Origin of the sequence: Pseudomonas sp. FSL W5-0203, assembly GCF_001896155.1 — a bacterium.
Classification (GTDB): domain Bacteria; phylum Pseudomonadota; class Gammaproteobacteria; order Pseudomonadales; family Pseudomonadaceae; genus Aquipseudomonas; species Aquipseudomonas paracarnis.
The window spans coordinates 14580-29086 of sequence record NZ_MPOR01000034.1; the positions used below are offsets into that span (position 1 = coordinate 14580).

Annotated in this window: 14 protein-coding genes; 9 read left to right on the forward strand and 5 right to left on the reverse strand. The window is 61.5% G+C overall.

Annotation, left to right across the window (positions count from 1 at the left end; translation table 11 throughout):
• The first annotated feature begins 47 nt into the window (after positions 1 to 47).
• On the forward strand, positions 48 to 671 hold the full coding sequence (locus BOP96_RS23105) for an HAD family hydrolase (protein WP_014717599.1): 624 nt from the start codon (positions 48 to 50) through the stop codon (positions 669 to 671).
• On the opposite strand, the gene BOP96_RS23110 is transcribed toward BOP96_RS23105, so the two are convergent.
• The gene (locus BOP96_RS23110) at positions 668 to 1573 is read right to left on the reverse strand and encodes a LysR family transcriptional regulator (protein WP_073454139.1); all 906 of its coding nucleotides are present in this window, start codon (positions 1571 to 1573) and stop codon (positions 668 to 670) included. The two genes, BOP96_RS23105 and BOP96_RS23110, sit on opposite strands and share 4 nt — an antisense overlap.
• A 102-nt stretch (positions 1574 to 1675) precedes the next feature.
• On the opposite strand from BOP96_RS23110, the gene BOP96_RS23115 reads away from it, so the two are divergent.
• On the forward strand, positions 1676 to 2845 hold the full coding sequence (locus BOP96_RS23115; RefSeq protein WP_073454141.1) for an aspartate aminotransferase family protein: 1170 nt from the start codon (positions 1676 to 1678) through the stop codon (positions 2843 to 2845).
• Positions 2846 to 2976: 131 nt separating this feature from the next.
• Here the strand turns inward: BOP96_RS23115 and punR are convergent, their stop codons facing one another.
• A complete protein-coding gene (gene punR, locus BOP96_RS23120; RefSeq protein ID WP_020301687.1) occupies positions 2977 to 3891 on the reverse strand; it encodes a DNA-binding transcriptional activator PunR in 915 nt (304 codons plus the stop codon).
• Between the two features lie 122 nt (positions 3892 to 4013).
• Here punR and punC point away from each other — a divergent pair, with 122 nt between their 5' ends.
• Positions 4014 to 5198, forward strand: coding sequence for a purine nucleoside transporter PunC (gene punC, locus BOP96_RS23125; RefSeq protein WP_014717603.1), 1185 nt, complete (start codon positions 4014 to 4016; stop codon positions 5196 to 5198).
• Positions 5199 to 5325: 127 nt separating this feature from the next.
• Here the strand turns inward: punC and BOP96_RS23130 are convergent, their stop codons facing one another.
• Complete coding sequence (locus BOP96_RS23130) at positions 5326 to 6159, reverse strand: nucleoside-binding protein (RefSeq protein ID WP_073454142.1); 834 nt, start codon at positions 6157 to 6159, stop codon at positions 5326 to 5328.
• Between the two features lie 157 nt (positions 6160 to 6316).
• Between BOP96_RS23130 and BOP96_RS23135 the strand changes: the two genes are divergently transcribed.
• A complete protein-coding gene (locus tag BOP96_RS23135; protein ID WP_014717605.1) occupies positions 6317 to 7819 on the forward strand; it encodes a nucleobase:cation symporter-2 family protein in 1503 nt (500 codons plus the stop codon).
• Positions 7820 to 7914: 95 nt separating this feature from the next.
• Here BOP96_RS23135 and BOP96_RS23140 read toward each other — a convergent pair whose 3' ends face one another.
• Positions 7915 to 8847, reverse strand: a complete 933-nt coding sequence (locus tag BOP96_RS23140) for a proline iminopeptidase-family hydrolase (RefSeq protein WP_019820652.1) — start codon at positions 8845 to 8847, stop codon at positions 7915 to 7917.
• 94 nt (positions 8848 to 8941) lie between these two features.
• Positions 8942 to 9706: a LuxR family transcriptional regulator gene (locus BOP96_RS23145; RefSeq protein WP_019820650.1), complete on the reverse strand. Its 765-nt coding sequence runs from the start codon at positions 9704 to 9706 to the stop codon at positions 8942 to 8944.
• Positions 9707 to 9889: 183 nt separating this feature from the next.
• On the opposite strand from BOP96_RS23145, the gene BOP96_RS23150 reads away from it, so the two are divergent.
• Genes BOP96_RS23150 through BOP96_RS23170 form a run of 5 tightly spaced genes read left to right on the forward strand, consistent with a single transcriptional unit; the run spans position 9890 to position 14503 of the window.
• Positions 9890 to 10777: a proline iminopeptidase-family hydrolase gene (locus tag BOP96_RS23150; RefSeq protein WP_014717608.1), complete on the forward strand. Its 888-nt coding sequence runs from the start codon at positions 9890 to 9892 to the stop codon at positions 10775 to 10777.
• A gap of 3 nt (positions 10778 to 10780) precedes the next feature.
• Complete coding sequence (locus BOP96_RS23155) at positions 10781 to 11728, forward strand: ABC transporter permease (protein ID WP_003189752.1); 948 nt, start codon at positions 10781 to 10783, stop codon at positions 11726 to 11728.
• Complete coding sequence (locus BOP96_RS23160; RefSeq protein WP_073454144.1) at positions 11725 to 12582, forward strand: ABC transporter permease; 858 nt, start codon at positions 11725 to 11727, stop codon at positions 12580 to 12582. Before BOP96_RS23155 ends, BOP96_RS23160 begins: the two co-directional genes overlap by 4 nt.
• Positions 12579 to 13535, forward strand: coding sequence for an ABC transporter ATP-binding protein (locus tag BOP96_RS23165; RefSeq protein WP_060767599.1), 957 nt, complete (start codon positions 12579 to 12581; stop codon positions 13533 to 13535). The genes BOP96_RS23160 and BOP96_RS23165 overlap by 4 nt, the downstream gene beginning before the upstream one ends.
• Positions 13532 to 14503, forward strand: coding sequence for an ABC transporter ATP-binding protein (locus BOP96_RS23170; RefSeq protein ID WP_019820645.1), 972 nt, complete (start codon positions 13532 to 13534; stop codon positions 14501 to 14503). Before BOP96_RS23165 ends, BOP96_RS23170 begins: the two co-directional genes overlap by 4 nt.
• Positions 14504 to 14507: the final 4 nt, after the last annotated feature.

Here is a 14507-nt window from a genome sequence, read left to right on the forward strand (position 1 = left end):
ATCTGTCAGACTCCAGCAGCTATCAAGCCACGCTAACGGAGGATCTGATGACGATTCGTGCAGTAGTTTTTGATTTCGGCGGTGTCCTGTTCGACTGGAGCCCGCAGCATCTGTACCGCAAGCTGATTGCCAACGACGTCGAGCGCCAGTGGTTCCTCGACACCATCTGCACCCAGGCCTGGAACACCGAGCAAGATGCCGGTCGCTCCCTGGCTGAAGCCACCCGCACCCTGGTTGCCCAATACCCCGAACACAAGACCCTGATCCAGGCTTATTACGAGCGCTGGCCTGAAATGCTGCGTGCTGAATTACCCGAGGGCGTGGCGATTCTCGAAGCGTTGCATCAGGTTGAGATGCCGCTGTTCGGGCTTACCAACTGGTCGGCTGAAACCTTCCCTTACGCCCGGGCCAACTACCCGTTCCTGAAGCGTTTTCGCGACATCTTGGTGTCTGGCGAGGTGAAGCTGATCAAGCCTGACCCGGCGATCTACCACGCCAGCCTCAGTCAGGTGCGTGAACACCTGCCAGACATCCAGGCCAGTGAAGTGGTGTTTATCGACGACGTCGCCGGAAATATCGAGGCCGCCATCGCGTTGGGCTGGCAGGGCATTCACCACGTATCGGCCGAGCGCACCGCCGCGCGTTTGCTCGAGTTGGGCGTGGCGTTCTAGCGCGCCCATTTCTCCATCACAAAGTCGACGAACGCCCGCAGCTTGGGCAGGCGATAGCGGTCTTGGCGATACATCAGGTGCATGGGGCGGCTGGGCAGTTTATAGGTGGTCAGCAAGGCCACCAGCTTGCCGCTCTCCAGGTCCGGTTGCACCAGGGCATCGGCCAGCATAATGATGCCCATGCCGTTGATGGCGGCCTGACGCAAGCCTTGGGAGCTGTTGATGGTCAATGAACCAGACACCGGCACCTGCACCTCACCTTCATCGCCGGTCATGCGCCAGAGTTTATCGGTGTCGCGCCAGTTGTCGTTCGCGGGGTAGGCGAATGCCAGGCAGTCATGCTGCTGCAGGTCATCCGGGGTTTGCGGTGTGCCGCGTCGCGCCAGGTAGGCAGGGGAGGCGCAAAGGGTGAGGGTATAGGCCTGCAGAGGCCGGGCGATCAGGCTGGAGCTTTCCAGTTCGCCGAGACGGATCGCCACGTCAAAACCGCTGTCGACGAGATCCATGCGCTCATTGCTCAGCACCACGTACAGGTCGATAAGGGGGTAGCGCTGGGAAAACTCACTCAAGGCCGGCACCAGGCGTTCGGTGCCGAACACTGGCGGCGCGGTGATGCGCAGGCTGCCTTTGGGGGTTTCGCTGTGGACCTGCTCGGCCAGTAGCTCCGAGTCGGCCACCAGCCCCAGCACTTCCAGGCAGCGCTGATAATACTGCCCGCCAAATTCGGTGAGGTTCTGTTTGCGCGTGGTGCGTTTGAGCAAGCTGACGCCAAGCCGTTGTTCCAGCGCTCGCAGATGGTTGCCCACCATGGTGGTCGAAATCCCGCATTCCTGCGCGGCGGCGGTCATGCTGCCGGTCTCGACGACTTTCACGTACACCGACATTGCCTGGAACAGATCCATTATCAAGCCCTGGTTTAAAGTTATTGCAGTAATTCTGCGTTTATCCAGCGAGGGTGGTTAACCATACTTGATCCACCCCAACGATGCACTGGAGCCGCCACCATGACCGCCGCCTGCCTGATGAGCACTTATCAACCCCTGGCCCTGAGCTTCACCCGCGGCCTTGGCACGCGCCTGTGGGACCAACAGGGCCGCGAATACCTGGACGCCGTGGCCGGCGTGGCGGTGACCAATGTTGGTCATTCCCACCCCAGGTTAGTGGCCGCCATCAGCGAACAGGCCGGCTTGCTGCTGCACACCTCCAACCTCTACAGCATCGACTGGCAACAACAATTGGCCCGGCGCCTGGCCCAACTGTCCGGGCTGGACCGCGCGTTCTTCAACAATTCCGGCGCCGAGGCCAACGAGACGGCGCTGAAGCTGGCGCGTTTGCATGGCTGGAAAAAAGGCATTGAACAGCCGCTGGTGGTGGTGATGGAGAACGCCTTCCACGGCCGCACACTGGGCACCATGGCCGCCAGCGACGGGCCTTCGGTGCGCCTGGGGTTCCAGCGTCTGCCCGGCGATTTCATCAAGGTTGGCTTTGGCGACATGGCGGCCCTGGAGGCGGTCACCGAACAGTTCGGCACGCGCATCGCGGCGGTGCTGCTTGAACCGATCCAGGGTGAAAGTGGTGTGTTGGTGGCGCCGTCGGGCTACCTCAAAGCCCTGCGCGAGCACTGTACGCGCCACGGCTGGCTGATGATGCTCGACGAAATCCAGACCGGCATCGGGCGCACCGGCACCTGGTTTGCCTTCCAGCACGAAGGCATCGTGCCGGACGTGATGACCCTGGCCAAAGGCCTCGGTAATGGCGTGCCCATCGGCGCTTGTCTTGCCCGCGCCGCTGTCGCTGAACTGTTCACCCCAGGCAGCCATGGCAGTACCTTTGGCGGTAACCCGCTGGCGTGCCGTGTGGGGTGTACGGTACTGGAGATTATCCAGGAGCAAGGCTTGCTGGAAAACGCCGCACGCCAGGGCGAACACTTGCTGGCGCGTTTACGCATGGAGTTGGAGGACCATCCGCAGGTGCGGGCGATTCGTGGCAAGGGCTTGATGATCGGCATTGAACTGGCAAGCCCTTACCGTGACCTGGCCCAACGGGCGGCACAGGAGCATGGGCTGTTGATCAACGTCACGCGGGGCAAGATCATTCGGCTGTTGCCGCCGCTGACGTTGCAAGGCAAGGAAGTAGAAATGATCGTGCGAGCCATCACCCGCCTACTGGACTGAAAAAGTGCGGAAGGGGGCGATGCTCGTTCCCACGCTCTGCGTGGTAACGCCTCCTGTGACGCTCTGCGTCACGCCTTAAGAGCGGACGCGGAGCGTCCAGGGCAGCGTTACCACGCGGAGCGTGGGAACGATCAGAGGGAGGGGCCATTCAGCCATTCCTGGTTCATGGTCTCCGTATCGCCCAAGTATTCCAGCAACCACGCCATGGCTGGCGACAGCTTGTTCTGCGCCCACGCCACACACGACGGGCTGGCCGGAAATGGCCGGCTCAACTGCAGCGCGACCAAGTCCCCGCGCTCGATCCATGGCAATACCTGATGGGCCGGTGCCATCCCTACACACAGGCCATCGCGCAGGCAATCCAGAGCCGACGCCCAGTTGGGCACCACCAGGCGGCGCTGGTTATCCAGGGTCCAGGTGTCGCGCTTGGGCAGGTTGCGTGAGGTGTCGGTCATGCACAGCGAGGCAAAGGGGCGCAGTTGGTCATCACTGAGTAAACCTTCCACCGCAGCTAAGGGGTGCCGGGCGCTGACCACGCACAGCCAGTTCAACAGGCCCATGTCGCGGAAGCTGAAGTGGCTGGCCACCGGCACCGCGCTGGTGGCGCCGATCACGATGTCGGTGCGTTCATCCGCCAGCGCATCCCACACGCCGTTGTACACCTCGTATTCGAGCAGCAATTCCACTTCGGGAAACTGCCGATAGAAGTCGAGCACCAACTGCCGGCAGCGCTGGGGTTTGACGATGGAGTCCACGGCCACCTTCAACTGGCCGCTCCATCCATTGGCCACCTGTTGGCACAGGCGCCGGGTGCCGAGCATTTTTTTCATCACGCCGCGGGCTTCGTCGATAAACAAACGGCCGGCGGGGGTCAGTTCTACGTCGCGATGCCGCCGCACAAACAGCGGCACGGCTAGCCATTCTTCAAGCTGGCGCACGGTGTAGCTGATGGCCGACGGTACGCGGTGCAGTTCCTGGGCGGCGGCGCTGAAGCTGCCGTGACGGGCAACGGCGTCGACCACATCCAGGGAATATTCCGACCACATGAGCGCTGCCTTCAAAATGATTGATGAGAGTGTCCAATTATTATCGCTTCACACAGATATTGTCAGCTTCATAATGGGCGCCAGTCAGCAAATAGTTTGATGGCAGTCTCTACAAGGCTTCGATGAAAAATTCTTTTGGTTTTACCTGGTATCTAGCGGGGCTGAGCATGCTCGGTTATCTGGCCATGGACATGTACTTGCCGGCGTTTGGCGCCATGGGCGAGCAGTTGAACATTGGTGCTGGCGCGGTGGGCGCCAGCTTGAGTATTTTCCTTGCCGGCTTTGCGCTGGGGCAGTTGCTGTGGGGGCCGCTCTCGGACCGCCTGGGGCGCAAACCGATTCTGATCGCGGGCCTGAGCCTGTTTGTGCTCGGTTGCCTGGGCATGTTCTGGGTTCAGAGCGCGCCGCAACTGCTGGCCCTGCGCTTTATGCAGGCGATTGGCGTGTGTGCCGCCGCCGTCAGTTGGCAGGCCTTGGTGATTGATCGCTACCCGGCCGACAAGGCTCACCGCGTCTTCGCCAGCATCATGCCGTTGATGTCGCTATCGCCGGCCCTGGCACCGCTGTTGGGCGCCATGGTGCTGAATCACTTTGGCTGGCAGGCGATCTTCGGCGTGTTACTGGTGGTGTCGTTGTTGCTGTTGTTGCCGACCTTGTTCCTGCGCAACGTGCCCAAGCGTTCGGAGCACAAGGGCAGCCCGGTGCGCCTGGGCTATGGGCAATTGCTCACCTCGCGGGTGTTTACCGGCAATGTGATGATCTTCGCCGCCTGTTCGGCCAGCTTCTTCGCATGGCTGACCGCCTCGCCGTTCATCCTCGGTGGCATGGGCTACAGCCCGAACGACATCGGCCTCAGCTACGTACTGCCGACCCTGGCGTTTCTCGTTGGCGGCTACAGTTGCCGCAGCGCCTTGCAGCGCCTGCCGGGTAAAACCCTGCTGCCGTGGTTGCTGGTCGCCTATTGCTTGAGCATGGTGGCGTTGTACCTGGTGGCCACCTTGAGTGTGCCGACCCTGACCACCTTATTGATCCCGTTCTGCCTGATGGCGCTGTGCAACGGCGCCAGCTACCCGATTGTGGTGGCGAATGCGCTGATGCCCTTTGCGGAAAATTCCGGCAAGGCGGCGGCCCTGCAAAACACCCTGCAGTTGGGCCTGTGCTTCCTGGCCAGCCTGTTGGTGTCGTCGATGATCGAGCAACCGCTGTTGATCACGGTGATTGTGATGCTGGCGACCGCGCCGCTGGCGGTGTTGGGGTATTGGCTGGCACGGCCGAAGGGCAATTCTTCCGAACTGGCCAACGCCTGAGCTGACAATACGATCAAAGTGTGGGAGCTGGCTTGCCTGCGATAGCGGTGTATCAGTGCCAGATGGGCTAACTGACAGACCGCTATCGCAGGCAAGCCAGCTCCCACATTGTTTTGCGTTTCTTCAGTTAGAACGTCACTTCCATGTTCAGCGTCGGCGTTGAGGTGCGGCTGCCACGCCCACCGTCCACGCCGAATTTGTTATGCCAGTACTCATACCCCACCCCCAGGTACAAGTTCGGCTTGACGCTTTTACCCGGTCGCACCGCCACCATCAGCGCCGTACGCATCAGCGCTTCCGGTGCGGTATCGCGGCCATGGTAGTCCTCGCCTTTTTCCCCGACGTAGTTAATGAACCCCTGGAATTTCGCCGCATGGTTGCCCACCTCGAACGGTCGCATCCAGGCCAGGTTGAGCATGTAGGTAGCGTCGAAGGTGTGGTTCGACTCTTGCGCGCCGGGAATGCCGGTGTGGTTCTTTTCCTTGTAGTACATCAGGCTCAGGTCCAGCACGCCGACAGTGTTGAACTTCAACGTAGGGCCAATCACCAGGGCGCGCTTCTTGGCGGAAGCGAAGTTGTTGTTGCGGTTGGCGTCGAAGCCCAGGGTCAGCGCGTAATCCCTGATCAGCCCCGTGCCCGGCGGCAAGTCGAACACGCGTGAGGCGTACAGCTGATGCCGGTACACGGCGTACACCTCGCTGCCCCCGTGGTCGGTGCCTTTGCGCGGGTCGCTGCTGTCGGACAGGAATACGTCGAGGTTGAGGAAGTTGCTGCCGTAACGGTAGCCGCTGGCATGGGTAAAACTGTAGATGCGCTTGCTGAAGTCGTCGGGGTTGTTCGGGTTGGTGAAGTGCTGCCCGTAGCGAAACCCGACGCTGTTGTTCATCCATTCCACCGCAACGGCCTCCCCGCCGCCGAGAAGGGTCAATGCGACGGTGGCGCCCTGTAGTGCCTTTTTCATTCTTTTTGTCCTTTAGCGTTCTGGCTCGTGACGGCCGGATTGTTTTTGTAACGCCGTTGGAGGGTATCTTGTTCGATTGATTGTATACAACTCTATGGACATAGAGTCTGAACATTGCATACAGTGAGCGCACAACAAAAACAGAGAACCCCTCACCATGACTATCCCGAAGGCGTCACCGCAGCGGCCCGAAGATGAAAATCTGGGCGTCGCCGCCAACATGGCTTACGGCCTGCAGCATGTGCTCACCATGTATGGCGGTATCGTCGCCGTGCCGTTGATCGTCGGCCAGGCAGCCGGGTTGTCGCCGGCGGATATCGGCTTGCTGATCGCTGCATCGCTGTTTGCCGGTGGCCTGGCCACGCTGCTGCAAACCCTGGGCCTGCCGTTTTTCGGCTGTCAGTTGCCGCTGGTGCAGGGCGTGTCGTTCGCGGGTGTGGCGACCATGGTGGCGATTGTCGGCAGCGACGGTGCCGGTGGTGTGCCAGCGATACTCGGGGCGGTGATGGCCGCATCCTTTATCGGTTTGTTGATCACCCCGGTGTTCTCAAGGATCACCAAGTTTTTTCCGCCGCTGGTGACGGGCATTGTGATTACCACCATCGGCCTGACCCTGATGCCCGTAGCGGCGCGCTGGGCCATGGGTGGCAACAGCCGGGCGGCGGATTTTGGCAGCATGTCCAACATCGGCCTGGCCGCGCTGACCCTGGTGCTGGTGCTGCTACTGAGCAAGATCGGCAGCGCAACCATCTCTCGCTTGTCGATCCTGCTGGCCATGGTGATCGGCACTGTGATCGCGGTGCTGCTTGGCATGGCGGACTTCTCTGGCGTCATGCAGGGGCCGATGTTCGGTTTCCCCACGCCATTTCACTTCGGCATGCCCACCTTCCATGTGGCGGCGATTATTTCCATGTGCATCGTGGTGATGGTGACGCTGGTGGAAACGTCAGCGGATATCCTGGCGGTGGGCGAGATCATCGACACCAAAGTGGACTCCAAGCGCCTGGGCAACGGCCTGCGCGCCGACATGCTGTCCAGCATGTTCGCGCCGATCTTCGGTTCGTTTACCCAGAGCGCGTTCGCCCAGAACGTCGGCCTGGTGGCGGTGACCGGGGTCAAGAGTCGGTTTGTGGTGGCCACTGGCGGGGTATTCCTAGTGGTGCTCGGCCTGCTGCCATTCATGGGCCGTGTGATCGCGGCCGTGCCCACCTCCGTGTTGGGCGGCGCCGGGATTGTATTGTTCGGCACGGTGGCGGCCAGCGGGATTCGCACGCTGTCCAAGGTGGATTACCGCAACAACATGAACCTGATCATCGTCGCCACATCCATCGGCTTCGGCATGATCCCCATCGCCGCGCCCAGCTTCTACGATCAGTTTCCAAGCTGGTTCGCGACCATCTTCCACTCGGGCATCAGCTCGTCGGCAATCATGGCGATATTGCTGAACCTGGCATTCAACCACTTCACCGCCGGCAACTCGGACCAGCAGTCAGTGTTTGTGGCGGGGACTGAGCGCAGCTTGTGCTTTCGCGACGTGGCCGCGTTGCGCGACGGCGATTACTACCGGGGTGGGAAGTTGTTTGATGCCGAGGGCAAGGAAATTCCCCTGGTAGCGGATACCTTGAGGAAAGCATCCAAGGCTGAGACCAGCGAGGTTTAACGAGCGACCCGTGTACCCTGTGGGAGCTGGCTTGCCTGCGATAGCGATGGTGAATTCACCGGTGCTATCGCAGGCAAGCCAGCTCCCACAGGGATTCAGCCGGCCTTGAGGGCTTTGTGCGGCAACGAACACGCCTCATCCAGAAACTTCACCACCGTCCCCATGCATGCCTGGCGTTCTTCCACATGGGGCATGTGGCTGGAGTCTTCAAACAGTGCCCAGCGCACGTCCGCTATCTCATCCAGGAACGGCTTGACCACCAACGGTGTGGCTTCGTCATGTCGACCGGAAATCACCAGGGTTGGCACCTTGATGGCTGACAGGCGGCCGATCACATTCCAGTCCTTCAAGCTGCCGATCACGTGGAATTCGGTCGGGCCGCTCATGGCGTGGTACACCGTCGGGTCGGCATCCACCTGGGCGAAGGTGCGTGCCACTTCTTCGGGCCACGGGTTGACCCGGCACACATGCTGGTCATAGAAAATTCGTGAGGCCGCCAGGTATTGCGGGTCTTGGTAGGTGCCGGCCTGCTCGTGCTTGAGCAGGGTTTCGTGCACGCCTTCAGGCAACAGCTTGCGCAGGCGATTGGCTTCGCTGACCCAGGTGCGCATGCAGGTGGGCGAGTTGGCAGGGATAAACGCGCGCAGGCCTTTGGGTTGCAAGATCGCGTGTTCGCTGCCGAGCATGCCGCCCCAAGATTGCCCCAGGATCGCGTAGTTTTCACTGATTTGCAGGTGGTCCAGCAGGTTGTTCAACTCGTCGAGGAACAGGCCGATGGTCCAGAACGACGGATCTTTTTCCGGCAAATGCGTGGAGCGGCCGTTGCCCAACTGGTCGTAATGGATGACTGCGTGGCCGCTGGCGGCGACGTCCTTGAAGGCGTCGACGTAATCGTGGGTGCAGCCCGGGCCGCCATGGATGATCACCAAGGGCGTGCGGCCTGTGCTCAGGTCGCCCGTGACGCGATACCAGGTCTGATAGGCGCCAAAGGGCGCGTAGCCTTCGCGAACTTTTTCGATGAATTCCATTTCGTACCCTGCTCTGAAAAAAAGGATCAGGGTTACGATAGTCTGAACAAAAAGTTTAGGTAACTAGCAAAACAGATAGGTTTTTGCCGAAAGCTCAATCTTCCAGCAAGCGGTAATGGGTGGCTCGAACCACCGCTTGAACACGGTTTTTGGCCCCCAGTTTGTGCATGGCCGAGGCCAGGTGCAGGGTGACCACTGCCAGGGAGCGGCTCAATTGCGTGGCGATTTCAGCGGCGGTCAGGCCTTCTGCCGCCCATTTCAGGCATTCGCGCTCGCGCTTGGTCAGGCGGATGTGCGGATAAGCCCGCACCTCCTTGCTGAACAGCGGGTACGCCGCTTCCTGGAGGGCATGGGTAATCAGACTGAAATCGGCCAGCGTATGTTGGGCGTCCTTCAATACCGTGCGCGCCTTGCCGGTGCGTAAGCCGGTGAGCGAGGCAAAACCGCCCTTGGGCAGATGAATCGGCACACTGACGCCGCAGGTCAGCTGGCGTTCATGCAGGTAGGAGGAAACGGGAGCGTGGCACGGGTCGATGATCTTTTGCAGGGCGGTCTCAGTCTTGGCCTCATAGGACCAGACAAACGGTGATACCGAACTCAATGCCAGGTGTTGCACCGGGTCGATCTGGTAAAACCCTTCGCTGCACCATAAGGCGTGCCAGTCGGCCGGTGTGTTGCGCAGTTGCAACAGCGAAGGCGTGATCAGTGCGCCGTTGAGATCGATGGGCACCGGGCTGTAGTCATACACCAGCGCATCGAAGCCCAGTTGTTGGGCCAGGATAAACGTATTGTCCATCTGTTCATCCAGGCTCCTGCCCGGTATGAGGCGATTATTGAAGGCGGTCAGCTTGGCCAGCATCCGTTCTGCTCCCGAATTCATTTGAATCTCGACTTGCTGCAAGTAGAATGCCACGCCCCGGCGAAGGACTGCCAGGCCAAACCTATAAGAAATACTAGGTTATGGACGCACGGCATCCTCGGTAGTGTTGACCTGATAAACGGCCGCTACCCGCCAGGCCGATACAACACAAGGAATGTATGCATGTGGCGTGAAATTGCCCCCGACCAGCAATACAACGTGCAAGTCGACGGCCATAACCTCGTGGTCTACAGCTTTGGCGAAGGCGATGAGGTGCTGCTGTGTCTCAACGGCGGGCCGGGCCTGCCGTGTGACTATCTGCGTGACGCCCATGGCTGGCTCAAAGCGCATAACCTGCGAGTGGTTGCATTCGACCAGCTTGGCACAGGCGCATCAGCCAGACCGACCGATGCCGCACTGTGGGAAATCCGCCGTTATGTCGAAGAAGTCGAGACCGTGCGCCAGGCGCTGGGCCTGGGCCGCGTGCATTTGCTCGGGCACTCCTGGGGCGGTTGGCTGGGGATCGAATATGCCGTGCATTATCCCGGTGCGCTCAAAAGCCTGATCCTGGAAAACACCGTCGGCGACATTCCCCACCTGTCCCAGGAGCTGGAGCGCCTGCGCGGCGCCCTGGGCAGCGAAACCGTGGCCATGATGCAACGCCACGAAGCCATGGGCACCCTCGACCACCCGCAGTACCAGGCCGCCATCACCTTGCTCAACTACCGCCACGTGTGCCGGCTCGACGAATGGCCGGAGCCGGTCAAGCGCTCCCTGGGCGACTGGAACATGGGGCCGTACGAAACCATGCAAGGCCCCAACGAGTTCCTCTATATCGGCAACCTCAAGGACTGGAACCGCCTCAAGGAAATGGCCGAGTTCAACATGCCGATCCTGATCACCACCGGCCAGCACGACGAACTTACCCCCGCTTGCGCAATGCGCATGAAACTAGCAGCACCCCACGCCGAGTTGCATGTGTTCCCCAACAGCAGTCATATGCCGTTTTACGAGGAGCCGCAGGCGTACTTCCCGGTGCTGCTGGACTTCCTCGCTCGCCACCGAGGCTGACGCATGAACCTGGCGCGCTACCGTTTTGTGTTGTCCCGGCCCCTGCAATTGCTGCCGGTGCTGCTGGGCATCAGCCTGATCACCTTCGTGTTGGTGCGCTCGATTCCTGGCGACCCGGCGCGCGCCTTGCTGGGTTCGCGCAGCACGCCGGATGCGCTGCTGAAGATCCGCGCCCAGTTCGGCCTCGACCAGCCTTTGTGGTTGCAATACTTTTACTTCCTGAAAAACCTGCTCAAGGGCGACCTCGGCCAATCGCTGCTGTACAAGGTCGACGCCCTGAAACTGATCGTCACCCGGATCGAGCCGACCCTGGTGCTGGTGCTGGGCAGCGTGGTGCTCGCGTTGTTGATAGCGGTGCCACTGGCAACGATTGCGGCGCGCCAGCAAGGCCGTTGGGCAGACAAGCTGATCCGCGTGTTCACCACGGTCGGCCTGGGCATGCCGGCGTTCTGGCTGGGGTTGATGCTGATCCTGCTGCTCAGCGTGAAATGGGGCTTGTTCCCGGTGTCCGGTTACGGGCGCACCTGGCTGGACAAGGCGCACCACATGCTCTTGCCGTGCCTGACCATCGCCCTGGCGCTGTCGGCGGTGCTGGTGCGTAACCTGCGGGCGAGCATGTTGATGGAATTGCAGGCGGATCACGTCACCGCCGCACGCGCACGCGGGCTGTCGGAAGGCGCGGTGTTTCGCCGGCATGTGCTGCCCAACGCTCTGGTGCCGGCGGTCAACCTGCTGGCGGTCAACATCGGTTGGCTGATCAGCGGCACGGTGGTCATCGAAAGCCTGTTCGCGATTCCAGGCATCGGCCAGTTGCTGGTGCGCGGCATTTTCACCCGTGACTACATGGTGGTGCAGGGCGTGGCGATGGTGCTGGCCTGTGCCACGGTGGTGGTCAACTTCATGGCTGACCTGGTGACAGTGGCCCTCGACCCACGGGTGAAGATGCAATGAGCAGTCGCCCCCTGATGGCCCCATGGCGCTTGCGCCTGCGCTTTGGTTTTCGCAATGGCCGACTGACCGCCGCATGGGGGTTGTTGATCCTGTTCGCGTGGTTGGCCCTGGCGCTGTTTGCGCCGTGGATCGCGCCCTATGACCCCATCGCGCAGGACACCGGCATGAGTTTGCTGGCCCCCAGCCTTGCCCATCCGTTGGGTACGGACAATTACGGCAGGGACATCCTGTCGAGGGTGATCTGGGGGGCGCGCATCGACCTGCAGTTGGCGGTTGTCGGGGTGATCTTCCCTTTCATCATTGGCACCTTTATCGGTGCGGTCTCGGGTTATATCGGCGGGCGTTTCGACAGTGTCTGCATGCGTGTGATCGACGTGGTGCTGGCGTTCCCGTTCCTGGTGCTGATGCTGGCGATCATGGCCATCCTCGGGCCGGGCTTACAGAGTTTTTACATCGCCATGGCGCTGGTGGGCTGGGTGTCGTATGCGCGCCTGATTCGCTCGCAGATCCTGGTGCTCAAGGAAAGCGAGTTCGCCCTGGCCGCCAAGAGCCTGGGCTTTGGCCATGGACGCATTCTGTTCCGGCATTTGTTGCCCAATGCGCTGTTTGGCTCCATCGTGTTTTCCATGTCCGACGCGGTGCTGGTGCTGCTCAACGGCGCCGCCGTCAGCTACCTGGGCCTGGGGGTGCAACCACCGACCGCCGAATGGGGGACGATGGTGGCCGAGGGGCAAGCCTTTATCACCACCGCCTGGTGGATCTGCACCTTTCCGGGCCTGGCCATCGTGACCTTGGCCATGGGCTTCAGCCTGTTGGCCGATGGTGTTGCACAGGTATTGGGGGAGCGCTCATGAGCCTGCTGAAGGTGCGCGACCTCAGTGTGATCGCCAACAACGCCGGGCGTGAGGTCACCTTGGTGGACCGGGTGTCTTTCGACCTGGCCGAGGGTGAAATCCTCGGCCTGGTGGGCGAGAGCGGTTCGGGCAAGACCATGGCCTGTCGCGGCCTGATGCGTCTGTTGCCATCGCCCAACCTGCGGGTGCAGGGCGGCGCGGTGCAGTTGGCCGGCCAGGACCTGTTGGCACTGGATGATGCCGGTATGCGCGCCGTGCGCGGCGGGCAGTTGGGCATGGTCTTCCAAAACCCCAGCAGCCACCTGGACCCGCTGATGCGTATCGGTGAGCAGATCGCCGAGGGCATCCGCCTGCATCAAGGTGCGTCGAAAAAAGACGCGCGCTTGCAGGCGATCGAGGTATTGCGTCAGGTCGGGATTCCCGATCCGCAGGCCCGGGTCGACAACTACCCCCATGAGTTTTCCGGCGGCATGCGCCAGCGCGCAATGATCGCCGTGGCCCTGGGCTGCAACCCGAAGGTGTTGATCGCCGACGAACCGACCACGGCCCTGGATGTGACGGTGCAGGCGCAAATCCTGCGGCTGTTGCTCGACCTGCGCGACCAGCGTGGCCTGTCGATCATCATGATCACCCATGACCTGGGCGTGGTGGCGCAAACCTGCGATGCCATCGCCGTGATGTACGCCGGGCGCCTGTGCGAGCACGGCAGCAAATACGAACTGCTGGCCCAACCGCAACATCCGTATACCGCAGGCCTGATCGACTGCCAGCCGGCCCACAGCAGCGGGCATGCGTTGTTGCGCACCATTGCTGGCCAGCCGCCGTTGCTCGATGCATTGCCCGACGGCTGCCGCTTCCACCCGCGCTGCCCGCAGGCAGGCGCCTTGTGCACCGAGTTGCTGCCCCAGGGCGCACGCGTGGCCTGTCACTACCCGTTGGGAACGCGCCCATGAGCTTGTTACAGGTCAAGGATCTGGAAGTGCGCTTTGCCGCGTCCGGCAGTGGCCTGCTGGGCCTCAACCGCCAGTGGGTGAGGGCGGTGAACGGGGTGTCGCTGAACCTCGCTGCCGGTGAAACCCTGGGTTTGGTGGGCGAGTCCGGCAGTGGCAAGAGCACCCTGGGCCGGGCAATTCTGCACCTCAACCCGATCAGCGCCGGGCAGGTGTTGTTCGACGGTATCGACATGGCCCATGGCAGCGCCATCGACATCGCCCGACTGCGGCATGAAACCGCGATGATTTTCCAGGACCCCTACGCCGCGCTCAATCCACGGCACAGCATTGGCGAAACCCTTGCCGAGGTACTGCGTGTGCAGGGTAAGGTGGCGGCGCAGCAGATTCCTGAGCGTGTGAATGAGTTGCTCGAACTGGTCGGCTTGCGTCCTGAGCTGGCTTCACGCAAGCCCGGCTCTCTCAGTGGCGGCCAGTGCCAGCGCGTGGGTATCGCCCGGGCGCTGGCGGTGGAGCCGCGCCTGATCATTGCCGATGAATGTGTGGCGGCGCTGGATGTGTCGATCCAGGGTCAGATCATCAACCTGCTGCTGGAACTGCAACAGCGTATGAACCTGGCGATCCTGTTTATCGCCCATGACCTGGCCATCGTGCGACGCCTGTGCGACCGCGTGGCGGTGATGTACCTTGGCAAGATCGTCGAGGAAGGCCCGGTGGAAGCGGTGTTCACCGCGCCGCGTCACCCGTATACGGCGGCGCTGATCCAGGCCATCCCGGAGATCGATCCGCACCGGCCATTGCCTGCGCAGCCATTGCCCGGCGAACCGCCGAGCCCGCTGAATCTGCCGACTGGTTGTGCCTTTCACCCGCGTTGCCGGTATGCGCAAGCCAAGTGTTCCTCGGTATTGCCTCCCACCCATTTCCTGCACGAGCATCGGTACAGTTGCGTGCTTGAAGACCCTTTGCTTTGACCTT